This is a genomic window from Mastigocladopsis repens PCC 10914 (assembly GCF_000315565.1).
In the GTDB taxonomy this organism is placed as follows: domain Bacteria; phylum Cyanobacteriota; class Cyanobacteriia; order Cyanobacteriales; family Nostocaceae; genus Mastigocladopsis; species Mastigocladopsis repens.
Window position 1 is genome coordinate 5,582,389 of sequence record NZ_JH992901.1, and the last position, 22,512, is coordinate 5,604,900.

A 22,512-nucleotide genomic window follows, 5' to 3' on the forward strand; every position below is an offset into this window, starting at 1 on the left:
AATTCCGAGTTCAGAGGTCGGAGTTCCGAGTTCAGAGGTCGGAGTTCCGAGTTCAGAGGTCGGAGTTCCGAGTTCAGAGGTCGGAGTTCCGAGTTCCGAGGTCGGAGTTCCGAGTTCCGAGGTCGAAGTTCCGAGTTCAGAGGTCGGAGTTCCGAGTTCAGAGGTCGAAACATATACTACAAGGTAGGGGTACAGTATGCTTACCCCTACAAACGACCGAATAAAATTAAGGTTGCCCCGTTCTCAAGAAAATAGACATCTCCAGAAATTAATTGTGCGTTGTCCATAACCCTTGTAGAGACGCGCCATGGCGCGTCTCTACATTGTTTTTCACCAGATGTCTAATATAGAATCATATATATTTGTATGTCTTTCGAGTGGGACAACGCAAAAGACAAGCAAAACATAGAGAAACACGGTATACGCTTTGATGAAGCCAAAAGGGTGTTCGATGACCCTTTTGCAATTACAAGAGAAGATAGCCGATTTGACTATGGTGAGATACGGGAAGTCACCCTTGGTGAGATTCCGTTAAGCACACTTGCTATAAGCATCGTGGTGGTGGTCATTCACACCCAACGTAATGGGCATACTCGGATCATCTCGGCTCGCAAGGCAAACAAAAAAGAGAGGGCGTACTATGAGCAAAACAAACTTCTCGGCTGATATGTCTCCTGAGGAACGTCACAAGGAGCTAGTCGAGATGCCGGATGAAGAAATCGATTACTCTGATATTGCCCCACTTAATGAAGACTTCTGGAAGAATGCCGAGTTTTCGTTACCCCAGAAGAAGGAGGGGATTTATATAAAACTTAACCCTCAAACGCTTCAATGGTTTCGGAGTCGAGGGAGGGAGTATCAAGCGATGATTGATGCAGTGCTGACTTCCTATGTAGAGCATCAGGAAAAACTCGGCAAACAGAGCCAGGAGGAATAATATCAAGTTAGGTCTAGAAGTTAATTGCTTTCCTGTTCGTCTAGCCAATTCACTAAATCAGCTATTGATGACATTCTAAAAAGCGCTCTACCTAAAGCTTCTAGCTGTTCTTTATTGAAAACTTGAACTCGCTCAATAATTGACGAATCAATTTCACCAAAGCGTTCATCAAGTAAAGACAGACAGAATCTAAGCGCTTCTTTTTGTTCTCCCTTCTGTTCTCCCTTCTGCAAAATATCCTGATAAATCACTGACTCTTGCATAACATCCTCGCTCAAAAATTGACGAATCAAGTTTTTATCAAATTTCAAACCCGCTAATATCTCTGTGTAAGCTGCGATATTCTGCCTCGTCTCCCTATCGGAAATTGTAGCAACACTCTGGGCAACCTGCGATAATAACGCTTGGGGTGAGTTTGTTTGTGTTAACGGTGCTAACGGTAAGAGTGCAGGATTGTTGAGAAATTGTACTGAATCTTGTTCCCACATCCGTAAAACGCGATAGCAAATCGCCCTCAGACTGGAAGTCTGGGGCTACACAAACAAAGCCTGCCTCCGCAGGCTAAAATCAGTCCGCGCAGGCGGACTTTGCCTGTGTAGCCGCGATTTCTAATCGCCTGGTCTTTTCTGACGGATCAATCTGACTATTCGTCATTGCGAGTGGAACGAAGTGAAACGAAGCAATCGCAATGATGAGATTGCTTCACTCCGCTATCGCTGCGTGAACGCAATGACAATTGCTTAAACGGACATGATATAAAATGCGATTTTCTGTTTGCAAAAAAGTTAAAGAATCAGCGCGAATTGGTTCAATGCTCAATTCTGTTTTTAACACTTCGATGCTTCGTGGTTCAACAGCTAACAACCAACGCGCAAAATCCGTTGGATATTTTTCAGCTAATATTTTACAAACATTGTCTTAGCTCACAAATTAGACCTCTTGCATCTCTTTGATTCCATCTGTGTCCATCCGTGTCCATCTGTGGTTAATTATTCTTTTTTTTGTTGGTAGGGTGTGTTAAGCCACCAGAATCCCGCACCATCAGAGATTTTCGGTGCGTTAGGACAAATGTCCATAACGCACCCTACCAGATGAAAGTTTCAAAGTCGAGAATGTTGCACTCTATCAATGCATAAGTTGAACTCACCAACACCTATAAATATATAGATAAATAGAGAACACCAAACCACTCAAGTGAATCTCAGATTATGATACAACCATCAACGCCTAAGCAATGACACTGCGCGGTGTCCCCCATGCTGAAAATTCCCCGCAACACTAGAAAGTCTGCCTTTCTCCTTTTCCCTGTCACGCTTTTGCTTGTTCTCCTCCTCTGGCTACCTTGGGTGAGTGCGGAAGAAGAACCGAAGCCTGCAATCAAACCTTTTTTAGGTCTTTTGCTCTCAGGTTATCGAGATTTAAAAGAATATCAGCAGCGCGTTGGTTCACCATTATTAAACATAGCAGAAATCGAATGGTTAGCTCCCTTAAGCGAAGAAGACACAAAGACATTGATTAGCGATCGCGCAGAACAGGAACAAATTTCTTTCACACAGGAAAGAATGACTTCTGTTATAGAATGGTCAGGATGCCATCCATATTTAATACAACAAACGCTTAATGTTATCTTCGACTACAAAACAGACTCCTGCACAAATTTAATAAATAAATTAATACAGCACCACGACAAAGACTTTTCGTCATGGTGGAATGAAGAAAAACATTCTGGTTGCTTTGGTGAAACTGAACGAACAGTTTATCAAGCCCTTGTTGAGAACGGAAAAGGAAGTTCCAAAACTTTGGCACAGTGTACAGGTTTCAGTCGAGGAACTGTGACAGATGCTTTAGAAGTTATTGCTGGAACTGGTGTGATTCAGCTTTTAGATGATGAGTGTTATACCGTCGGTTCTCGGCTGTTTGAGGAATGGTTGACACTCCCACACCTAGAAGGTGTGGGATTCTTGAAGACTAAGCCAAGTCTCCAATATCCCATAAACTCAATTGAGTTGGCGGGTTCCCAGGCACACCGCGTTTGCTATTTCTAGCACGGTGTTTCCTTTTAATCCCTGTTGATTCAGGGTTGGGCGTTTCAAACAGTACTAGCTGTTTGGGTTCCGCAGAGTCCCTGCGTACCTTTATCATTCTTTTGATTACTAACCCGTTTTGTTGTACTGCACGGGTTTTTATATTGATAGCGGCTTGCTTATCTGCGTGTGTTTCATACCCGCATGATATGCAAACAAACTTTTCTCCAAAACGAGACAAAGCGTCTACAACACCGCATTTAGAGCAAGTACGGCTCGTGTTTTTTGAGTCTACCTTGAAAAAACTTTTTCCCAACTTCGCAGCTGCGTACTGAATTTTTTCTATCAAGGTTCCCCATGAAGCATCAGAGATAGAACGGTTCAAACCGCGTTTAGCTGATTGACCGTTTTTGAGAAATCGACCTTGTTTAACATCATCAGGCTTCGGTTTACACTTCGACTTCATCCCTTTGATATTCAAGTCTTCCACGCTGATAGCGTCAGCTTTTCTAACTATCTTGCTGGCAACTAGCCATTGGTTGGCAGTGCGTTTGTCAGCGTGCTTTTTGTAGAGCCTAGCAACTTTTTGCGCTTCTTTGTTGCGATTGGCACTACCTTTCTTTTTTCTAGATAAGCGTCGCTGCCTGATTTTTAAAGTACGTTTACCTTTCTTGGAGGTACTAGGGCGGGGATTATCAAAGTCAGAACCATCTGAGCAATGAACAAGCTTAGTCAATCCCATGTCCAATCCCACAACAGTATTAACTTCTTTTGGGGTTGGATAATCGGGAACTGAATCATCCCTAATTAATATACTCGTGTACCACCCATCTGCTTTTTTACGCAGCGTTACAGTACGAATCTGGAATCCTTGTGGAATAGGACGAGAATTATAAAAACGCATCCACCCTATTGATGGCAGATATATTTTATTCCCATCGAGCTTAACGTCACCTGGCTTGTATTGGAAAGAACGAAAGTTAGACCTGTTTTTGAACGAAGGAAAGCCACGACCATGTTTAAAGAAGCCTTCCATTGCCGTGTCAAGACGCTTTACTAGCATCTGCAACACGTTAGAGTGGATTGCTTTGTACCAAGGTCTAGCTTGCTTCATTTCTGACAAATAAGTATCTTGCATCAAACTTGCAGAACGCTTTTTGATGACTCCGTTTCTGTCTGGATTCTTCCAAGGATTGTGCAAGTTTGAGTTTTTGCTCAACGAACAAGTTAATGGGTATCGCTCAGTTTTTGTTCTGATATCACAATACTCACCCATAATAAAGGTTTGATAATAGCCGTCAATACGGTCAGCTAGAAACCAATTGAACAAACTACGCTGCATATCTAGCCACGAATCCATGACTTTTGATTGACTTTGCCTAGGGCGTAACTTGTACTGGTAACTAACCTGCATCTTGACTTATCTCTCTTTCTCGACCTACAATTAGCTTAGTTTACCTAGCTAAAAATGTCAACACCAAGACCTAAAAAGAAAGCAATGAGGAACGAGCCTTTGTTTTACGATGAAACAAAGGTTAGAAAAGCTATTTGGTTAACTCCTTCTACTTGGGATCTTTTAAAACAAGTATCTGAATCTGAAGGGGTTAGTGTTAGCGAATTAGTTGAAAGATGGGGACGGCACTTAAAAGTGCCTGCGGCTTCCTCCCACGCCTGAAGGACGTATGTGGGTTCCTCAGTCACCCACATACTCGTGGGCTTCCGCCTTTAATCTATGTGACACAACAGACACCTTGAGCTACATATATTATTAACAGTGAACAGTGAACAGTAAACAGTTATCAGTTAAATCCTTGGGTCTAAGTCCCCCACCAATTGGTGGAAGGCGTTGGTGGCGGGTCTAAATCCCCCACCATAAGCCTGATAACTGATAACTGATAACTGATAACTGATTTAATTATAGGAATGCTATAGATAGAAATTTTATTGAGGATTCTGCTTATGACTACTTCTATGCAAGATAGCTCAACTATAAACAAACTCATCCTACCTTTAGAAAGTGGAGATAGACTCACCCGCCATGAATTTGAGCATCGTTATGCCGCAATGCCTCATATAAAAAAAGCAGAATTAATTGAAGGAGTTGTTTACTTGTCATCACCAGTACGTTTTAGAAGTCATGGACAACCACATGGACATTTGATGACTTGGCTAGGAATTTATCAAGCCTCAACTCCTAATGTGAAGTTAGGCGACAATGCGACAGTACGCTTAGATTTAGACAATGAACCACAACCTGATGCTGTGTTGTTGATAGATGAAACACTGGGAGGACAAGCACGCATTAGTGAAGATGATTACATCGAAGGCGCACCAGAGTTAGTAGTAGAAGTTGCAGCTAGTAGTGCATCAATTGACTTACATGATAAGAAAAAGGCATATCGTCGCAACGGTGTTCAAGAGTATATTGTCTGGCAAGTTTTGGATAATAAATTAGATTGGTTCAGTTTGCAAAATGGTGAGTATATTTTATTAGAAGTAAATGCTGATGGTGTTATCAAAAGTCAAGTTTTTCCTGGTTTGTGGTTAGCTGTACCAGCACTTCTCGCAGGGGATATGACGAAGGTTTTAGCAGTGTTGCAACAAGGGTTGAATTCAATAGAACACGCAAGTTTTGTGCAAAAGTTTGGAAAAAAGGAATAATTAACCCAATACCATTCAGATAAGACCAAAACAGTTATCAGCACGGCAATGTAGAGACGCGCCATGGCGCGTCTCTACACCTCAGCGAATCTCACCAAAAATCCTTAACTGAACCGTATTGATAATTAACCGCAGATGGACTCTTGCGTGCGTTGCGGTGAATCAGCCCTGCAGGCGGTGAGACCAGTGCTGCAGGAGGTGAGACCAGTGCTGCAGGAGGTGAGACCAGTGCTGCAGGAGGTGAGACCAGTGCTGCAGGAGGTGAGACCAGTGCTGCAGGAGGTGAGACCAGTGCTGCAGGAGGGTTTCCCTCCGCAGGCAACTGGCGAACCCGAAGGGGTTTCCCTCCGCAGGCAACTGGCGAACCCGAAGGGGTTTCCCTCCGCAGGCAACTGGCGAACCCGAAGGGGTTTCCCTCCGCAGGCAACTGGCGTAAGCGCAAAGCGCAGGCTCCTTCATGTGCGTAGCGTGTCCGTGCCTCCTACGGAGGAGCTTACGCTAACGCCCTTGGCGTGCCGCAGGCATAGGACATACCCGTTCGCCGTAAGGCGTGGCGTCAGCCATAGGGGTTTCCCGCGCCCTGGGGACTGTGAACCCGTGCCTCTTTCAGAGGAGCTCCGCTAACGCCCTTGGCGTGCCGTAGGCATAGGGAGGTTCCCTCCGTTGTAGCAACTGCCGTGCAGATGGACGCAGATAATTATTTACTTTTGCAAGTGGTTTAATGATTTATTGCGTGATCAATTTGTTTGAGCAATCCTTCGAGGGTGAAAGAATTATCTAAGACAACATCTGCACGAGCTATTTTTTCTGCTAATGGTATTTGACTCTTAATCCGGACTTGTGCTTGTTGTTGACTTAAGTTGTTTCGTTGTATTAATCTTTGCAGTTGTTGTTCTTCAGAACAACTGACTACCCAAATTTCTGTGACTAAATCAGTCATTTGTGCTTCAAAAAGCAAAGGCACAACTAACACTAATGTTTGTGCAGGTGAGAGAGAAATCTCTTTGAGAAAGCGATCGCGCACATATGGATGAATCAAACCCTCTACCCAGTTGCGTTCCTGTTGATTGTTAAAAATAATCTCACCTAACTTTTGGCGGTTGAGGTTGCCGTCTGCAAGTAAAATGTTTTTTCCATAACGTTGAGCAATTTCTTGTAAAATAGGTGAACCTACAGCGACAGCTTCTCTAGCATAAATATCTCCATCCAAAATAGGCAAATTGTAAGCACTAGCCAAATAATTGGCAACAGTGGTTTTGCCTGTGGCAATGCCTCCTGTTAATCCAATGATGCGTTTAGTCATGAGAAAAGGCTTAGTGGTTAGTAGTTAGTAGTTAGTGGGTAGACAACTATCAACTATCAACTATCTAAATTTAAGAATTTGTTGCCCATTTTATCAATGCTTGAGTTAATCCATCTAAAGTATATTCTTCAGCCTCTACATCCACACGACCAAGTAAGGAACGACAAGTTTGAGAGGTTTGGGGACCGATTGAGGCAATACAAACTCCCTCTAAGGAATTTGCCACCACAGATGATTGATTGTCCTGAGAAATTTCAGAAAATATCTTTTCTGCTAGTTGACAAAAAAATTGTACAGTTTTAGAACTGGCAAAGGTAACAACATCCACATTTCCACTTTGAAGAGCTAACTCCGCTGAGGGAGGAACACTCTTGGGACAGCAAGATTGATAAGCCGCCACCTCTATCACCTCTGCTCCTTTTGCGGTTAATTGTTGGACTAAAATTTCCCGTCCGCCGCTTTCTACTCTGGGGAATAAAACCTTTTTACCTGTCAGTTCTTCGCTTAAGTTTTCCACCAATGAATCTGCAATAAAGTTAGGAGGAATAAAGTCCGGTTGCAGAGAGTGTCGGTTGAGACTTTGGGCTGTTTTTTCACCGACAACGGCAATTTTAATTCCAGCTAAGGCGCGAGCATCTTTACCCTGTGCAAACAGTCGTTCAAAAAAGTAATCTACGCCATTAGTTGAAGTTAGAATTAACCAATGGAAGTCGGATAAATTGGCAATGGCATTATCCAAATCTTCCCAACTGGAAGGCGAACCAATTTCTAATGCTGGCATTTCAATGACAGTTGCGCCTGATGCGGTGAGAAGTTCGGTCAATTGACTCGAGTGACCAACCGAACGTGTCACCAGAATTGTTTTGCCCCAGAGGGGAAGTTGGCAAGATGGGGAGTTCGGTAAATTGGGAGATGCAGGTTGGGTTGTTGACATAATTTTGGGGTGCAAAGCGTTATCTACTGAAAAATCCTCTCATGATATTTTCTCAGGTTGCAAATAACTGCGTAGTCTCACAACTTCGCCAATCACAATAATCACTGGCGATAACGACACACCAGATGTTTGCTCAAGTATATTTTCTAAAGTGCTTATCCAGATTTCTTGTTGTGGAGTTCCTGCCCATCGGATAATGGCAATAGGTGTTGAGCGCGATCTGCCTTGTCGCACCAGCCGATGTATAATTTCAGCTAGATGCTGCCCTCCCATCAAAATCACCAGCGTCTCTAACCGTGACAAAGCCTCCCAATCCAAAGCATCTGGCTCATGAGCCGTAAACACAGCAAAACACCGACTCATGACCGGATCTGTCAGAGGAATTCCCGCTAGCAACGGCGCTGCTAGCGCTGAGGAAATTCCCGGTACAACTTCAAACTCACAACCAGCCGCCTTCAACGCCTCAATTTCAGAAGTGCAGCGACCAAAAATAAACGGATCACCAGACTTCAGGCGAACAACCTGCTTTCCCTGCTGGCAATACTTTAGCAGTAACTCGTTAATTTCACCTTGAGGCGTACTTGGTTGACCACCCCGTTTTCCTACATTCAGCTTTAAACAATTAGGCGGTACGCATTGCAACAACTCGGCATCTACTAGGGCATCGTAAACCAAGACTTCAGCATTTGATAAAAGCTTATATGCCTTTAGCGTCAAGTATGCCATATCTCCTGGTCCAGCACCTACGAGGTAGATTTTGCCCTTTTGTTCAGCCATGAGTTACGAATTATTTTTACTGATTTTTTGCAGAATACTATTAATTTGTTCGGCTTTTTCTGGTTGACGTTGTGCTAGGCATAAATCTCTAGCTTTTTGCAGAGTAGCAATTGCTTCCCCTTTCTTTTCTTGTCGCATTAAAGCATTCGACAGACGTAAATAAGCATCAACTTTTTTAGGAGCGCGGTCAATCACTTCTTGGAATTGTTGGGTTGCTTCTTCTACTTTACTTTGCTGCATCAAAGAATCTCCTAGCAACAAGTGAACCCCATCATTAGTAGAATTTCGAGAAATCACTTGACGAAAAGCCGCTTCTGCATCTTTATAATTTTCTTGCTGATAAAGATTCACTCCTTTTTGAAAAAGATTTGAAGTAATTAAGGTTTTCCAAGAAAAATAAACGAGGAGAGTGATACTAGAAATGACAGCAGTTATGGCGATAATATAACTTGGTTGAAAGTCAAACATTGTTTTAACAGTTTATCTATAAAATGAATTTCCAATGCTAGGGTGCGTTAACGCAGGGTAACGCACCTTAAGAATATTCTAAACTACAGCAAATTTTCCAGCTAAAAGACAAGCTATTGGGAAAATCAAATATTCCAGGAAAAACAGTTTCCAGATGAATTGATAGAAGCGAGCCACTGCACTTTTTTCTTGCAAGTTGACTTGTCTACTCCGCCACCACATCAAAACCAGTGCAACGAGATGAGTCATCACCAAAAAAACAGAATTCACCTCAGCCAGCCGCAGCACACCAACAAAAATCATCCCCACATAGCAGATAGTTAATACCCAAAGAGCGAGATTGAAAACTGCTTGCTTACCAAGTTGAATAGTAAAAGTCTTGATATTGTATTGGAGGTCTCCTTCCATGTCGGGAATGTCTTTAAAGATGGCGATCGCAAACGTAAAAACCAAAATAAACAATGTCAGCAACCACACAGCAGACGGAATTGATAGAAATGCAGTTCGCGTCTGTTCACCAGCAGACAACACCCAATTAAAGTGCAAAAACAACCCTAAATTAACAACTGATCCGCGCACTGAAAAAATACAAACCGCCGCCCAAAAAGGAAACCGCTTTAAACGAATTGGCGGCAAAGAATAAGCAGTACCAATCGCTAAACTAATCCCCACCATTCCCAACAAAAACGGTCCTTGAAGCCAAGCCAAAAGCAACGCCAAAATTCCGGTAATTGCCACAATTAAGTTCCCTGTACGTCGGGAAAACTCCCCAGAGGCAAGAGGCAAATGTGGCTTATTAATCTTGTCAATTGCCACATCTTCTAGTTGATTCAGCCCCACAATATAGATATTGCCACAAACACAGGCAATCCATGCTCCTAAAAGAGGGAATAGGGAATAATTACCATCACTCATAGCAACAGCAATCAAATACAACCCCAACACACTCAAACTCGTACCAATAATCGTGTGAGGACGCGAAAACTTCCAAAAACTATAAAACCAACTAGCTTGAAACCCTGGCTGTGAAACCTGACTCATAAAACCTCGTGGGTGGTGTGGAAACCCATAGCCTTTAGGCATGGGAGGAAACACGACACGAGAACCTTTAGGTTCCGTGAATCTGTGCTACACTAGGATGAGTTATTAACCGTCCCAAATGCAAACAATATCTGTAAAATGCAAGCTTCAAGTCCCTGTAGAGTTTTGCCAAGAAATTGATGTTACTTTGCAGGGTTTTGCTAATGCTTGTAACCAGATATATGAGGTTGCAAAACGCGAGAATTGCTGGAACACAACCAAGCTTCACCACAAGGTGTATAAACCAGTGCGAGAAGCTACAGGATTGAAAGCAAACCATGTCTGCCAAGCAATTCGTCGCGTAACCGGTAACGCCAAAGCAGTTAAGCAAGTCCATGAATTTAGACCAACATCCTTGAACTTGGATATTCGGACTTTTCAATATATTGAGGAATTGCAAACTGTTGGCGTTACTTTGATGTGTGGTCGAGTCAAGTTCAAGTTGAGTATTGGTAACTACCAATTGGCTTTGCTTAAAGGGCAATCTCCAACTGCTGCTACCCTCAACAAGACAAGACGAGGTGACTACTACATCAATATCTGTGTTGACTTGCCCACCAACCCAACAGGCAAAACACCCGTCTTGAAAAGTTTTGCGCCGGGAAACCCGGACGCGCAAACTTTTCGCAAAGTAATTGGGGTTGATTTGGGTAGAAGAGATATTGCAACCACTTCTACGGGTAAATCGTGGAGTGGGAAACAGATTCAAAACACTCGTGACCGATACAGTAAGGTCAGAGCTAATGTTCAAAGCAAACGCACTCGCAGTTCTAGACGACTGTTGAGAAGGCTTTCTGGCAGAGAACAAAGGTTCCAAAAGTGGTTGAATCACAATATTTCTAAATGCTTGGTTCAACATGGTGAACGCAGTAATGCTGCCTTGGCGTTTGAAAACTTGACCAATATCAGAGAATCGCTCAACCAAAAACCACGCAGTAAGACTGAACGACGCAGAACGAACAACTGGGCTTTTTATCAGTTGAGATTGTTTGTTGAGTACAAAGCGAACATTGCTAGTGTACCCGTCGTCTTTATCCCACCCGCATACACCAGTCAGACTTGCTCTCGGTGTGGGCATATTCACCCCGTCAAAGGTAAATTTTATCGTTCTGGTAAATCGTTCAAGTGTGGGCATTGCGGTTTTGAGCATGACGCTGATATTAATGCTGCTTTGAATATTGCAGCTTTGGGGTTGTCCGTAATCCAGCCCGAAAGTCCGGGGATTAGTTGCCAGTTGGAAGGACAGTTAAATCTGTTTCCGACTAGCCTCTTTGAACTGGGCTAAAGCCCAATGCCTACGGCACGCTTGCGCGAACGGCTTTTAGCCGTGGGTTGCTTACTCTCTCCTCTCTTTGCGCTCTCTCTTGCTTGGTGCGGTTCGTTATTTTACGCCACACAACAACCCAAACCGAATCAACCCGCGTTCATAACCCCGACGCATCAACCCCAGAGACAGCGCCCCTTGGATTGTACTCCAACCCGAACACAGCAAACCCCAAATCGCCTTTGGAGAAAACGCTGAATCAATCACGACATTCCAAAACGGCGCAACAGCCTTTGACCAATCAGCAGTACGAATGTTTTGCAAACCCAGTTGACGGGCAATAACTTCATACTGCGGTAAAGAAATCACATATGGCAAGCAGTACACCCGGTAAATCTCTGCCAAGTGCTTCTCCTCATCCGTCGTAAGTGGTGAATTATCAATTGGTCGATGACACCAAGTCACCATAATCAACATTCCACCAGGTTTGAGCACCCGATAGCACTCTTGCATAAACTTAGTCTTATCCGGCATATGCTCACCGCTTTCCAGTGCCCAAACCAAGTCAAAAGAGTTGTCAGTAAAAGGCATTGCTTGAGCATCAGCGACTTGAAAATGAGTCCTAGCACTCAACCCAAACTCAGAAGCACGTTCTGTCGCTCTTGCCGCTTGCACTGGACTCAGAGTAATTCCTGTCGCCCTGGCATGAAATTTTTCTGCCAGATACAAGGAACTCCCACCAATTCCACAACCCACGTCTAGGATATTCTCAGCTTGTTGGACTCCTGTCCACTTGAGAATTTCTTCAATTAAGTCAATTTGCGCCTGACGACGATCTTTATTTTCCGTACCATCTGTACCATAGTAACCGTGGTGCATATGTTCGCCCCATATCTGTTCCCACAGACCGGAGGAAGCATCGTAAAATTGCTGAATTTGCTCGTAAAGTGTTGCATTCATGAAGGAAGCGGTGTAAAAAGCAGAATTCAAATAAATAACCTACTGGTAGGCTACCATGTGTGTTTTTAATTAAATAAAGGTGTTTTTGCTTTTAGAGAAGCGAAAGCCTGACCCTATTTCTAGGGGTTGTTACATTTATGACTTTTTCTATGACTGTTTCTCGGACAATTTGCTTAGGATTTCTAGCAGTCATCACTGTAGGAACTATCCTGCTGATGATGCCTTTTTCTACCAGTAGTGGTACGTGGAATAACTTAATTGTGGCTTTGTTTACTTCAACATCAGCAGTTTGTGTCACAGGTTTATCGGTCGTAGATCCTGGCACCTATTTTTCTTTTTGGGGTCAGTTGTTTATTGTGCTACTAGTACAAATTGGTGGTTTGGGCTACATGACAACCACAACCTTTTTGATTCTCCTTATCGGTCGTAAATTTGACCTACGACAAAAAGTTGCCATTCAACAAGCCTTAGACCGACCGGGAATGCATGGAAGTGCTCAAATTATTCGCTCAATTATTGCCACGACCCTGATTTTTGAAATCACTGGTATATTTTTATTGCTACCAGCTTTTGTCCCCGACTATGGATGGAATCAAGGACTTTGGTTGGCTATTTTTCATAGCATTAACTCTTGGAATAACGCGGGTTTTAGTTTGTTTAAGGATAACTTGATTGGATATCAGCAATCATTGTTAGTAGCCTTCTCTGTGACATTCTTGATTATCTTGGGAGGAATTGGTTATCAAGTCATTTTGGAAGCTTACTTTTGGTTACGCGATCGCTTTCTGAAGAAACAAACTAAGCTCGTGTTTTCCCTAGATTTTAAAGTGGCAACTAGCACAACATTATTTCTCTTGATATTTGGAACAGTTGCCTTTTTCTATGTAGAGTTAAGAAATCCGGAAACATTTGGAGATTTGAGTTTTCGCGACAAGTTATTAGTAGCTTGGTTTCAATCGGTTACTCCTAGAACTGCTGGATTCAATACCATAGATATAGGCAAAATGACCACAGCAGGGCTATTTATTACGATTGCATTCATGTTTATAGGTGCAAGTCCTGGTGGTACTGGAGGCGGACTCAAAACGACAACATTGAGAGTTCTCACCAGTTGCACTAAAGCAATTCTCCAAGGTAAAGAAGAAGTTTTATTGTACGACCGTAAGATAGCAATATCTGTAATTTTAAAAGCTGTTGGAGCTTTGATTGGTTCAGTGGGAACCGTCATTGTATCTACCATTTTAATTGCACTAACAGACCCAGACTTAGAATTTATTCAACTTTTATTTGAAGTCGTGTCAGCGTTTGCTACTGTGGGGCTTTCTACTGGAATTACAGGCAGTGTGTCTGCCGCAGCAAAGTTAATATTAATTGCGACAATGTATATTGGAAGAGTGGGGATTTTGCTGCTGATGTCTGCTATACTTGGAGACCCGCGACCTAGTAGAGTTCACTATCCTGAAGAAAATCTACTTGTGGGATAGTAAGGAGTAGGGGAGTAAAGAAGTAGGTGAATAACGAGTGACTAATCAATGATTAAAAGCAGTGTAGCGAAATGATAAAATATAGAGAATAAGGCAAAAAATAAATTTTAAAATTTATTCGGCATAACCGAGTTTTTGCCATAGATAAAACAGTGTTAATAAGGATAACAACTGTGAATTTGGCGGCATTGGGATTTTTTCGTAGTCTGCGTAAAGACAATCAGCAGTTTGCTGTGATTGGATTAGGTCGTTTTGGTCGCTCAGTCTGTTCAACACTGCACAAATTCGGCTATCAAGTGCTGGCTGCGGACAAAGATGAAAAGCGGGTCTCCCAAGCGTTAACTGAGCAGATAACTGCTCATGCAGTGCAATTAGATTCAACCGAACCAGCTGCACTGCAAGAAGCTGGAATTTTTGAATTTGATACAGTTATTGTAGCCATTGGAAATTACGTTCAGGAAAGCATAGTCACTACCCTGAATGTGAAAGAAGGTGGTGTCCCCCACGTCGTGGCAAAAGCCTCTAGTGAAGTTCACTGTAAGCTGTTGAGTAAAGTGGGAGCAGATCATGTTGTGTTTCCCGAATATGAAGCAGGTTGTGCTTTAGCGCGAACACTCACAAAACCGGCAATTTTAGACCGATTTGACCTTGATCCAGATAACAGTATCGTAGAATTGATAGTGCCCGATGAATTTCACGGCAAAACAATCGCCGAACTACAACTTCGCAACCACTATGGTTTGAATTTGCTAGCTGTCAGTCAAGATGGCAAATTCCAAATTAATCCTAACCCCAACAAGCGTCTTGAACGTGGTTCTGCAATGGTTGTAATTGGCTGCAATAAAGACATTAATCGCTTACCCATTTAAAAGATTGTTAGTTGTTAGTTGTTAGTTGGTCATTGTTGAAAAGCGCCACTAACCACTAACCACTAACCCTTCCACATTATTGACTTGTACTTTGTGTAGTCGGCTGTTGTTCCTGTGTTTCCGCAGGATTTGCTGGTTGAAGTGGCGTTTCTTGTAGTAGTGCAGGTGGTAATTGTTCAACCGAAACAGGTGTGTTGCTGGTGTTATCTTGTGTTTCCGTAGGAGTTTGTGGTTGAGTTGGTATATCTTGTGCAGGCTTCACCTCGTTACTTGTGGGGGTTTGAGTTGGCGAAGAAGTTGCGGTTTTGCTAATTTGAGGTTCCTTTTGTCTTTGCATTTGAGCAATTTGCTGCATTAACTGCTCAACCTTGTCAGCTTGCTCAATGTTACCCTGTTCACGGTACTCGTTACGGGCACGTTTGAGAGCTGAGTGAGCAATCTTATAGTCACCCTGGTTGTACAACGTGACTCCCAAGTTATAGTAAGCCGCAGCATTATTGGGTATGCGACGAATAGCTTCTTGATAGGTGACAATAGCCTCAGCCTTTTGACCTTGGGTTGCCATAAGACTTGCCATGTTATTGTAAGCCACGGCGTTGTTAGGATTTAGCTGTAAGACTTGTCGATATGCAGTGATAGCTTCCTGCGTTTTTCCTTGTTGTTGAAGGGCAATTGCCAGGTTAAAGTAAGCATTGGCATTGCCGTTATCAAGATTAATGACTTGCTGATATGCAGCAATTGCCTCTTCGATTTGTCCTTGTTCGTAAAGTGCTAATCCCAAATTATAATAAGCCGCTGCCATTGTTGGATCTATCACTAAGGCTTGGCGATAAGCTGTGACCGCAGCTTCTTTTTGTCCTTGTTTGTGCATAGCTAATCCCAAATTATAATAAGCTTCGCCCATATTGGGATTAATCCTAATCGCTTCAGTATACTCTTGCACTGCTATATCCCAGCGATTTTGCAACAACATAATATTACCTAAGTAGTTGCGTGCCGCAGCTAAGTTGGGGTCTTTCTGCAAGGCTTGACGAAAAGCATATTCTGCTGCTTGTAAATCTTGGCGAGAATAGCGCATAACTCCCTGCTGGAAGAAGCTAGCTGCTTCTAAATTTTGAGAGGGAACCAAATTCTCAGCAAGTAGCTTGCTTCCTGGGAATTCAGTTATTGTTGGTATCGTCAACACTAAAAAAACTGAGGAGCCAAAAAGCGCCACTTTGGAGCAACTGAGGAACCACTGACAAATGTGATATTTTTGAGACATAACTGGCAAACCTGCACTTATTGCTAGATGCATATAAGCTCAGAGTACCCAGCAAGAAACTAGAAATTGAACTGTTACAAACTTAATTTGCATGGGGGAGTGGAGGAGTGGAGGAAACGAGGCGTGGAGGAGTTAACATGCGTTAACTCTTGTTCCCCCCCTCTCCGTCTTCTTCTGTTACGGCTTCTGGCAAAATTAACATTGCATCGCCGAAGGAATAAAAGCGGTATTGAGATGCTATGGCTTGCTGGTATATTTTTAACAAACGTTGCCGACCAATTAAAGCACTGACCAACATGAGCAAGCTGGAACGCGGTAGGTGAAAATTGGTAATCAAACCCTGTACGACTCGCCATTTGTAGCCAGGGTAGATAAACAAGTCGGTTTTGCCACAAAATGGTTGTAACTCGCCTTCGGCTGCTGCTCCTTCTAATGCCCTTGCGACTGTTGTACCTACGGCAATAATCCGACCGCCAGATGCCTGAGTTGCACGGATTTGCTCTACTGTTGAGGAAGGCACTTCAATCCATTCTTCATGCATTTTATGGGTCTTTATGTTCTCCACTTCCACAGGGCGAAATGTCCCCACCCCAACGTGTAATGTTACAAAAGCTTGATTAATTCCGCGATCGCGTAACCGTTTTAGCAATTCTGTTGTAAAGTGAAGCCCTGCTGTGGGAGCTGCGACTGCTCCTGGATTTCTAGCATAAACTGTCTGATACTGTTCGCCTTGGGCATCAGACGCATTGATATATGGTGGTAGAGGGACTTCACCAAAGACATCTAGCAATTGCACTAAGGACATTCCCTCTGGCAAGTCAAATTGTAACAGACGCCCACCAGTCACCTCGTCTGTTTCCAAAACGGTGGCAGTGAGGGTATGTGATGGGATACAAGAAGAATTATTTTCTCCTCCTCCACTCCTCCACTCCTCGTTTCCTCCACTCCTCGTTTCCTCCACTCCCCCACTCCTTCCCAAGGAGATATCTCTCGGTTCAAAAATAACCTTCGCTCCCCGTTTGAATCGTTTTCCAGGCTTGACTAGGGCTAACCAGCAATTATGCTGGCGCTCTTCTAACAGCAACACTTCTATTTCCGCACCAGTAGATTTACGACCATACAGCCGCGCTGGAATGACTTGTGTATTATTCATTACAAGTAAATCTCCCGGGTGTAGAAGCTCTGCCAAATCTCGGAAAATGTAGTGTAGAGGATCTGTTTGAGTACCTGTATTAGAAGAATTGATTACCAACAGCCTAGAACTATCCCTAGGAACCACTGGATTTTGAGCAATGAGTTCTTGAGGTAATTCATAGTCATACCCAGATAAACAACTATTTAATTCCAAGTCTTCTTTCTTAGGGCTAGATGTTGGGTTTGAATTGCTTTTTGCTAGTTGTTGCTGCATTTGTATTTAAATTCTCTTAAACAAACAAGTTTTAGCTGTTCTTTGGAGAAAACTCCAAGTTATCACCGCTCAATTTCTTTCCTAACCTTAAGATGGATGCTGTGAAATAATACCTAAACACCTGTATGAAAATTGGGTAAACCTCCCCATCTAAAAACGGGGGCTTTTACCCTAGCGGATACTAGGGTCTCTATACTGATAATAAAAGAGTAGGATTGGCTTTGATCCCAAGCACCACGATGGAATACTTGTATTACCTGGCAAATGCCAGTCTAACTCTGAGGGTTGTTCAATTCTTGCATGGTAAACCCCAAATACCTGTTTCTTTTCTCACCGTAATTCATCAGATTGATGGTTGGGTCGTTAGGATCAAACTAAAGAGTCACGTCTCGCCTGAAGAACATGGCAACATGAGAGCTTTTTTAAGTGAATTAGGAATTAGCTACGAGCCGCCGATGCGGGTACAAATGGCACTTTGGAGTTTGGAAGCGGGACAGTGTCCAGTTGACGTGATGCGTCGCTACCAGGTAGCTATAGTCTCTCATGGTAAACCGGAAAAAGAGGAAATAGAGGCGTTCCGGCAACAGTTTGTTAGAGGATTAGGCTATTGTCCAGAAACGCTGGCGTGATACTGTTGAGTTTTAAGCCTGCTATGTTCAAGATTATGGTAATGAGTAATTGGTAATTGAGGTGTTTTCTCCATTACCGATTACTCTATTACCGTTGGCTTTAAATCACATGAAGATAAACTTGAATACCTAGTAGAGACTGTACTACACGACTAAAAGGTAAATCCCTATATTTATTTAAGTATCAAAAGCTGCTGGAATGTATTCTTGTAGCATCAACAGATGTCCACCCACTGATGAAGTAGGTAACCTGAGTTCGGGATAAGGAAAGGGACAGGTAGTAAGCTGAAAATAACGTCAAATCCAGCACCTGTCCTATGTTTAGTTTAGAATCTTTGTTCTGCCATGTAGATGATTTCTGTAAGGGGTTTGAAAGCCAATGGCACAAGAAGCTGTTGATACATGGAGGAATAAAACGGATTCGGGCTAGAAGTCTGTGTTTGAGTGAAATAATGACGATACTAATTGCATTTCATCAAAATCACTACCGGAATTTCAAGCATTTTTATTTGAATCATGTCAAACAACAATGGAGTTGTGCTTTTCCGGCGCTGCCGAGTTATCAACGATTCATTGAATGGATACCATCAACCTTGATACCTTTGTGCGTTTACCTGAAGCATTGTTTTGGACAGTGTACGGGTATCGGTTTTATCGATTCAACATGTCTGAAGGTCTGCCATAATCGTCGGATTTCTCGGCATAAGGTTTTTGAAGGTTTAGCCGCTCGTGGAAAGACTTCTGTGGATTGGTTTTTTGGTTTTAAACTTCATATTGTCGTCAATGAACTTGGTCAGCTTTTAAATGTGACTCTTACTCCTGGTAATGTTGATGACCGTCAACCTGTTCCCGATTTACTGAGTGAACTTTTTGGCAAAATTTTTGCCGATAGGGGTTATGTTTCTCAAAAGCTGGCTTGTCAACTATTAGAAGACTTCGGCATTCAATTTTTTGCCAAACCTCGCCGTAACATGAAAAACAAGCTCATGCTTCTCCATGACAAACTTTTATCCCGTAAACGCTCGATCATTGAGACCATTAACGACCAACTTAAGAATATTTCTCAGATCGAACATTCTCGACACCGAAGCCCTGTTAATTTCTGCGTTAACGTTCTCTGCGGATTAATTGGTTACTGCCATCAACCTAAGAAACCCAGCCTTCAGATGGAGTGGCTTTTATCTCATACAGCTTAACCCGAACTCAGGTTAGGTATGGCTTCTGGGGAGATTGTCACCGCAGCTAACCCTTGTGATATCGGTTGACAGGATACAATAGCGACATCAAATCGGCAAGGGTAGTTTGCCTTTTCAGGATATTTAGCTAAAAACATCAGGGCTGTATCCCATAGTTTTACTTGCTTGTGTTTTGTGATGGCGTTTCTTCCTCCTGCATCCCAATTCTCTCGGCTGCGAGTTTTGACTTCGACAAATGCCAGTACGGGAGATGAAGAAGCTTTCCCCTCATCCTTTGCTTCTCCTGCTTCCCCATAAAATTGGGCAATGATGTCAATTTCTCCGTTACGGTAACGCCATCGACGGTGCAAAATCACCCAACCTTTGGATTGTAACCATTCGGCTACCAGGTCTTCTCCTGCGATACCTATATCGAGATAATGATATGGAGGATGGTTCGCCATGAGCAAAAAGTATGATGAGTAAGTTCAGTAATCGGATGTGGGTAAGCATACTTAGTTTATCGCTTTGGATTGTGATATGTGTCACAGCGGTTGTAGGTTTTGCAGGTTTTGCTCCAAAAGCTTTAGCACTTGACTACAACAAGGAAAGCTTGATAGAAGTTGATTTTTCAGGACGTGACTTAACAGACTCCAGCTTTTCTCATGCCAATCTCAAGAGCAGCAACCTCAGCAATACTAATTTACGCGGTGTCAGCTTCTTTGCTGCAAATTTGGAATCAGCAAATCTTGAGGGATCTGACCTCTCATATGCCACTTTAGACTCGGCTCGTCTCATCAAAGCAAATTTGACAAATGCTGTGTTGGAGGGCGCTTTTGCTGCTAACGCCAAGTTTGACAGTGCCATCATTGAGGGAGCAGATTTTACTGATGTGCTGCTGCGTCAGGATGAGCAAGACAAATTGTGTAAAGTTGCCAAAGGCACTAATCCAACGACAGGACGCGACACCCGCGACACTTTGTTTTGTCGTTAGCTGACAAAGAATAAGCCTCTTGCAAAAGTCAAGAGTCATGAAAATGGAACCACAGATGCACACAGATTAACACCGATATTTATCTGTGTGCATCTGTGGTTCAAAAATTTATAAATCGTATTAAGAAGCTATTTGAGACTGGATCTGCTGCTTAATTTGTTTCACAATATTAGCCCGATCATAATGGCGGCTCGCCGCCGCACGAGCTGCATCACCCAAACGCTTGCACAAATCATCATTCCGCAACAGTTCCAAGCACGCCTCAGCAAAAGCTTTGGGATCATCGCGCATTAGAAATTCCTGTCCATCTTTCATTTCCAATCCTTCTGCCCCTATGCTAGTTGCGACAATTGATTTGCCATAAGCAGCGGCTTCAATCATTTTGACGCGCGTTCCTCCTCCGGAAAAGATGGGACAGCACACCACACGCGATCGCTGATAAAGTGCATCTAAATCATCCACAAATCCTGGAAACTCAACACCTGGAACTCCTTTGTTATAGCTACGAATACTTTGCGGATAAGGTCCTGCTATGATTAACCGAGCATTCGGCATGACTTTATGGATATGAGTCCACACTTGTTCGATTAAAAAGTTGGCGGCGTTCATGTTGGGGAAATAGTTGTAGCCTCCCAGTAGGAGTAGAGTGGGTTCCTTTGTCATCGGTTGTGGTTTTGGAATGGCGATCGCGTTAGGTACACTCACAACATTGGATAATCCTAAGCGCTTTGTCAGGTAGCGGCGATCGCGCCCTGAACACACAAACGAGCAACGTGCTAAACGAATCGCTCGCATCTCACCCCAAAAACGGGCTGGTACTTGCAAGTAATATAGCTGCGTTACAAGCCCAGTGGGTGGCTGCCGAATTTGGCGCATGAAACTGATATGTTCAATATCATCCAAATCAAGAAAAACAGGTGGCAGAGGTTGTTGCATCTGCATGACTGCACTCATTGATGAGAGCCTATGGACAAAAATTGCATCTGGTTTTCGGCTCAAACAAGTCTCAAGTGCTTGTAACTGCTGCGGTGATCTCAAAAAATCTGACTGTTTGAAAAAGTTGAAAATGCCATCCCACTGCTGTCGCCACTTAGGAACTGAGTTCTGCTCCGCCTCTATAGGGCACAGATGTAGGTTAATCTGAGTTTGCCAGTGTTGGGAAAAGGTACGTTCTGTTTGGGCGATGATATCTGGAGATAGCTCTGTTTCTGGTGGCACAAAAAACAGCATGTCTACTTGACCAATTTCTTTAATGGCATCAATAAACATTGACATGCGTTTGTATACACCTTGGGTACAAGTGCTTAAGTCACTGGGAAAGTGAATAGAGACAAATAAAATTCGCATGAGAGGTTTGCAAACTCCAACGTGTACATACCCATTTCACCCTCAGTAAGCACACAGAGGAAAGAGAAATCAGAGAATTTTAACGCTGCTAGTACTGTGGGAATATTTGAAACCGCTCTTCAATCCTGCTGGATTATCGGACATATTGTATCTTCCGGCTTTGTTGGTACACTGTCCCATCCTGACAGTAATCCCCTCAATTCATCTTGCAAGGTCAATAACTGTTCAATTTGTCTATCTATTTTTGATATCTTATCTTTCAGCTTCTGTTGAATTTCATCACAGGCAGATTCGCCTCCATCATATATTTGGAGGATTTCGCCAATTTCTTGCAAGCTTAAACCTAGGTTTTGAGCGCGTTTAATAAAGGAAAGACGGGTCACTATATCAGATGAAAACTGGCGAAAGCCTCCCTCGGTTCGTCCTGACGAATGAATTAAACCCTGACTTTCGTAATAGCGAATTGTCCTAATAGAAACTCCGCTTAAAGCTGTTACCTGACCAATTAAAAGCAGTTCCTTATCTTGAGTTAACACGGTAGAGTTCCCTGTTGATAGAGTTTCTTTGGTTTTTTATGACACCTAGAACAGACGACAAACAAAAACCGACTATTAACTGGGAATTTTCAACAAAATCTTTCCTGAAGTGATTTTACTCTCCAGTTAACTAGAGACTCTAGTATAGCATGACTCTACTGAGAAATAATAAATTGCTCATGCTCATGCTGCCATTGATAAAATTCACGTATTTGTTGAATCTATCAGCTCAAAAAAAGAAGTGGCAAAGCCACTTCTATGCAATTCCCAGGTAGAACCTAAGAACAAGTATAACTTTTATAAGAAATTTAAATAGTATAATTCTACACTTATTAAGTTTTATGTGACTCCAAAAAAGTTTCTTGAGTTCAAAGAAGATGAACAAATCTTGGTATTCC

21 protein-coding genes and 2 pseudogenes are annotated in these 22,512 nt (G+C 42.8%); 11 read left to right on the forward strand and 12 right to left on the reverse strand.

The features are described from left to right. The first annotated feature begins 366 nt into the window (after nucleotides 1-366). Nucleotides 367-666: a BrnT family toxin gene (locus tag MAS10914_RS0126800; RefSeq protein ID WP_017319029.1), complete on the forward strand. Its 300-nt coding sequence runs from the start codon at nucleotides 367-369 to the stop codon at nucleotides 664-666. Further along, nucleotides 641-937: a BrnA antitoxin family protein gene (locus MAS10914_RS0126805; protein WP_026082843.1), complete on the forward strand. Its 297-nt coding sequence runs from the start codon at nucleotides 641-643 to the stop codon at nucleotides 935-937. The genes MAS10914_RS0126800 and MAS10914_RS0126805 overlap by 26 nt, the downstream gene beginning before the upstream one ends. Before the next feature lie 20 nt (nucleotides 938-957). On the opposite strand, the pseudogene MAS10914_RS36730 reads toward MAS10914_RS0126805, so the two are convergent. Beyond that, a pseudogene (locus tag MAS10914_RS36730) lies at nucleotides 958-1,840 on the reverse strand (Rpn family recombination-promoting nuclease/putative transposase). A 353-nt stretch (nucleotides 1,841-2,193) separates the two neighbouring features. On the opposite strand from MAS10914_RS36730, the gene MAS10914_RS31205 reads away from it, so the two are divergent. Further along, nucleotides 2,194-2,982, forward strand: coding sequence for a helix-turn-helix domain-containing protein (locus MAS10914_RS31205; protein ID WP_017319031.1), 789 nt, complete (start codon nucleotides 2,194-2,196; stop codon nucleotides 2,980-2,982). Here the strand turns inward: MAS10914_RS31205 and MAS10914_RS0126820 are convergent. Continuing rightward, nucleotides 2,906-4,375: an RNA-guided endonuclease InsQ/TnpB family protein gene (locus MAS10914_RS0126820; protein WP_017319032.1), complete on the reverse strand. Its 1,470-nt coding sequence runs from the start codon at nucleotides 4,373-4,375 to the stop codon at nucleotides 2,906-2,908. The two genes, MAS10914_RS31205 and MAS10914_RS0126820, sit on opposite strands and share 77 nt — an antisense overlap. Before the next feature lie 54 nt (nucleotides 4,376-4,429). Between MAS10914_RS0126820 and MAS10914_RS0126825 the strand changes: the two genes are divergently transcribed. Further along, a complete protein-coding gene (locus tag MAS10914_RS0126825) occupies nucleotides 4,430-4,636 on the forward strand; it encodes a MarR family transcriptional regulator (protein WP_017319033.1) in 207 nt (68 codons plus the stop codon). Between the two features lie 284 nt (nucleotides 4,637-4,920). After that, complete coding sequence (locus MAS10914_RS0126830) at nucleotides 4,921-5,622, forward strand: Uma2 family endonuclease (protein WP_017319034.1); 702 nt, start codon at nucleotides 4,921-4,923, stop codon at nucleotides 5,620-5,622. 718 nt (nucleotides 5,623-6,340) lie between these two features. Here MAS10914_RS0126830 and coaE read toward each other — a convergent pair. The 4 genes and pseudogenes from coaE to MAS10914_RS0126860 all read right to left on the reverse strand — a co-directional run bounded on the left by coaE (nucleotide 6,341) and on the right by MAS10914_RS0126860 (nucleotide 10,145). Then, a complete protein-coding gene (gene coaE, locus MAS10914_RS0126840; RefSeq protein WP_017319036.1) occupies nucleotides 6,341-6,925 on the reverse strand; it encodes a dephospho-CoA kinase in 585 nt (194 codons plus the stop codon). A 70-nt stretch (nucleotides 6,926-6,995) separates the two neighbouring features. Continuing rightward, nucleotides 6,996-8,636: pseudogene (gene cobA / locus MAS10914_RS33265) on the reverse strand (uroporphyrinogen-III C-methyltransferase). A 3-nt stretch (nucleotides 8,637-8,639) separates the two neighbouring features. After that, nucleotides 8,640-9,104 (reverse strand): tetratricopeptide repeat protein, encoded by a 465-nt coding sequence (locus MAS10914_RS0126855; RefSeq protein ID WP_017319039.1) that lies wholly within the window; start codon nucleotides 9,102-9,104, stop codon nucleotides 8,640-8,642. A 78-nt stretch (nucleotides 9,105-9,182) separates the two neighbouring features. Further along, nucleotides 9,183-10,145, reverse strand: a complete 963-nt coding sequence (locus MAS10914_RS0126860) for a homogentisate phytyltransferase (RefSeq protein ID WP_017319040.1) — start codon at nucleotides 10,143-10,145, stop codon at nucleotides 9,183-9,185. A 118-nt stretch (nucleotides 10,146-10,263) separates the two neighbouring features. On the opposite strand from MAS10914_RS0126860, the gene MAS10914_RS0126865 reads away from it, so the two are divergent. After that, nucleotides 10,264-11,469, forward strand: a complete 1,206-nt coding sequence (locus tag MAS10914_RS0126865; protein ID WP_017319041.1) for an RNA-guided endonuclease InsQ/TnpB family protein — start codon at nucleotides 10,264-10,266, stop codon at nucleotides 11,467-11,469. A 96-nt stretch (nucleotides 11,470-11,565) separates the two neighbouring features. Here the strand turns inward: MAS10914_RS0126865 and MAS10914_RS0126870 are convergent, their stop codons facing one another. Continuing rightward, nucleotides 11,566-12,408, reverse strand: a complete 843-nt coding sequence (locus MAS10914_RS0126870; protein ID WP_017319042.1) for a methyltransferase domain-containing protein — start codon at nucleotides 12,406-12,408, stop codon at nucleotides 11,566-11,568. A gap of 149 nt (nucleotides 12,409-12,557) precedes the next feature. Between MAS10914_RS0126870 and MAS10914_RS0126875 the strand changes: the two genes are divergently transcribed. Together MAS10914_RS0126875 and MAS10914_RS0126880 are read left to right on the forward strand one after the other, a co-directional pair. Then, a complete protein-coding gene (locus MAS10914_RS0126875; RefSeq protein WP_026082844.1) occupies nucleotides 12,558-13,892 on the forward strand; it encodes a TrkH family potassium uptake protein in 1,335 nt (444 codons plus the stop codon). A gap of 173 nt (nucleotides 13,893-14,065) precedes the next feature. After that, nucleotides 14,066-14,761 (forward strand): potassium channel family protein, encoded by a 696-nt coding sequence (locus MAS10914_RS0126880; RefSeq protein ID WP_017319044.1) that lies wholly within the window; start codon nucleotides 14,066-14,068, stop codon nucleotides 14,759-14,761. A 76-nt stretch (nucleotides 14,762-14,837) separates the two neighbouring features. Here MAS10914_RS0126880 and MAS10914_RS0126885 read toward each other — a convergent pair whose 3' ends face one another. Both MAS10914_RS0126885 and queA read right to left on the reverse strand, forming a co-directional pair. Then, complete coding sequence (locus MAS10914_RS0126885; protein ID WP_017319045.1) at nucleotides 14,838-16,025, reverse strand: tetratricopeptide repeat protein; 1,188 nt, start codon at nucleotides 16,023-16,025, stop codon at nucleotides 14,838-14,840. Between the two features lie 142 nt (nucleotides 16,026-16,167). Then, nucleotides 16,168-17,433 (reverse strand): tRNA preQ1(34) S-adenosylmethionine ribosyltransferase-isomerase QueA, encoded by a 1,266-nt coding sequence (gene queA / locus MAS10914_RS0126890; RefSeq protein ID WP_017319046.1) that lies wholly within the window; start codon nucleotides 17,431-17,433, stop codon nucleotides 16,168-16,170. Nucleotides 17,434-17,672: 239 nt separating this feature from the next. Between queA and MAS10914_RS0126895 the strand changes: the two genes are divergently transcribed. Both MAS10914_RS0126895 and MAS10914_RS0126900 read left to right on the forward strand, forming a co-directional pair. Next, nucleotides 17,673-18,062: a hypothetical protein gene (locus MAS10914_RS0126895; protein WP_017319047.1), complete on the forward strand. Its 390-nt coding sequence runs from the start codon at nucleotides 17,673-17,675 to the stop codon at nucleotides 18,060-18,062. A gap of 317 nt (nucleotides 18,063-18,379) precedes the next feature. Next, nucleotides 18,380-19,258: an IS982 family transposase gene (locus tag MAS10914_RS0126900; protein ID WP_026082230.1), complete on the forward strand. Its 879-nt coding sequence runs from the start codon at nucleotides 18,380-18,382 to the stop codon at nucleotides 19,256-19,258. Here MAS10914_RS0126900 and MAS10914_RS31210 read toward each other — a convergent pair. Further along, on the reverse strand, nucleotides 19,255-19,701 hold the full coding sequence (locus MAS10914_RS31210) for a YraN family protein (RefSeq protein WP_017319048.1): 447 nt from the start codon (nucleotides 19,699-19,701) through the stop codon (nucleotides 19,255-19,257). The genes MAS10914_RS0126900 and MAS10914_RS31210 overlap by 4 nt on opposite strands. 14 nt (nucleotides 19,702-19,715) lie before the next feature. Between MAS10914_RS31210 and MAS10914_RS0126910 the strand changes: the two genes are divergently transcribed. Further along, nucleotides 19,716-20,231 (forward strand): pentapeptide repeat-containing protein, encoded by a 516-nt coding sequence (locus tag MAS10914_RS0126910; RefSeq protein WP_017319049.1) that lies wholly within the window; start codon nucleotides 19,716-19,718, stop codon nucleotides 20,229-20,231. Nucleotides 20,232-20,351: 120 nt separating this feature from the next. On the opposite strand, the gene MAS10914_RS0126915 is transcribed toward MAS10914_RS0126910, so the two are convergent. After that, on the reverse strand, nucleotides 20,352-21,506 hold the full coding sequence (locus MAS10914_RS0126915; RefSeq protein ID WP_232224245.1) for a glycosyltransferase family 4 protein: 1,155 nt from the start codon (nucleotides 21,504-21,506) through the stop codon (nucleotides 20,352-20,354). A gap of 191 nt (nucleotides 21,507-21,697) precedes the next feature. Then, nucleotides 21,698-22,114 carry a heavy metal-responsive transcriptional regulator gene (locus MAS10914_RS0126920; RefSeq protein ID WP_017319051.1) on the reverse strand — a complete coding sequence of 139 codons (417 nt, stop codon included), beginning with the start codon at nucleotides 22,112-22,114 and terminating at the stop codon, nucleotides 21,698-21,700. Nucleotides 22,115-22,512 lie beyond the last annotated feature (398 nt).

Excerpts from the sequence above, each read along its gene's own strand:
- MAS10914_RS0126900 (WP_026082230.1), top strand. The coding sequence starts at position 18,380 with ATGTTTAGTTTAGAATCTTTGTTCTGCCATGTAGATGATTTCTGTAAG.
- MAS10914_RS0126910 (WP_017319049.1), top strand. The coding sequence starts at position 19,716 with ATGAGTAAGTTCAGTAATCGGATGTGGGTAAGCATACTTAGTTTATCG.
- MAS10914_RS0126885 (WP_017319045.1), bottom strand. The coding sequence starts at position 16,025 with ATGTCTCAAAAATATCACATTTGTCAGTGGTTCCTCAGTTGCTCCAAA.
- MAS10914_RS0126865 (WP_017319041.1), top strand. The coding sequence starts at position 10,264 with ATGCAAACAATATCTGTAAAATGCAAGCTTCAAGTCCCTGTAGAGTTT.
- MAS10914_RS0126825 (WP_017319033.1), top strand. The coding sequence starts at position 4,430 with ATGTCAACACCAAGACCTAAAAAGAAAGCAATGAGGAACGAGCCTTTG.
- queA (WP_017319046.1), bottom strand. The coding sequence starts at position 17,433 with ATGCAGCAACAACTAGCAAAAAGCAATTCAAACCCAACATCTAGCCCT.
- MAS10914_RS0126875 (WP_026082844.1), top strand. The coding sequence starts at position 12,558 with ATGACTGTTTCTCGGACAATTTGCTTAGGATTTCTAGCAGTCATCACT.
- MAS10914_RS31205 (WP_017319031.1), top strand. The coding sequence starts at position 2,194 with ATGCTGAAAATTCCCCGCAACACTAGAAAGTCTGCCTTTCTCCTTTTC.
- MAS10914_RS31210 (WP_017319048.1), bottom strand. The coding sequence starts at position 19,701 with ATGGCGAACCATCCTCCATATCATTATCTCGATATAGGTATCGCAGGA.
- MAS10914_RS0126860 (WP_017319040.1), bottom strand. The coding sequence starts at position 10,145 with ATGAGTCAGGTTTCACAGCCAGGGTTTCAAGCTAGTTGGTTTTATAGT.
- MAS10914_RS0126800 (WP_017319029.1), top strand. The coding sequence starts at position 367 with ATGTCTTTCGAGTGGGACAACGCAAAAGACAAGCAAAACATAGAGAAA.
- MAS10914_RS0126895 (WP_017319047.1), top strand. The coding sequence starts at position 17,673 with ATGGAATACTTGTATTACCTGGCAAATGCCAGTCTAACTCTGAGGGTT.
- MAS10914_RS0126855 (WP_017319039.1), bottom strand. The coding sequence starts at position 9,104 with ATGTTTGACTTTCAACCAAGTTATATTATCGCCATAACTGCTGTCATT.
- MAS10914_RS0126870 (WP_017319042.1), bottom strand. The coding sequence starts at position 12,408 with ATGAATGCAACACTTTACGAGCAAATTCAGCAATTTTACGATGCTTCC.
- MAS10914_RS0126830 (WP_017319034.1), top strand. The coding sequence starts at position 4,921 with ATGACTACTTCTATGCAAGATAGCTCAACTATAAACAAACTCATCCTA.
- MAS10914_RS0126820 (WP_017319032.1), bottom strand. The coding sequence starts at position 4,375 with ATGCAGGTTAGTTACCAGTACAAGTTACGCCCTAGGCAAAGTCAATCA.
- coaE (WP_017319036.1), bottom strand. The coding sequence starts at position 6,925 with ATGACTAAACGCATCATTGGATTAACAGGAGGCATTGCCACAGGCAAA.
- MAS10914_RS0126805 (WP_026082843.1), top strand. The coding sequence starts at position 641 with ATGAGCAAAACAAACTTCTCGGCTGATATGTCTCCTGAGGAACGTCAC.
- MAS10914_RS0126915 (WP_232224245.1), bottom strand. The coding sequence starts at position 21,506 with ATGTCAATGTTTATTGATGCCATTAAAGAAATTGGTCAAGTAGACATG.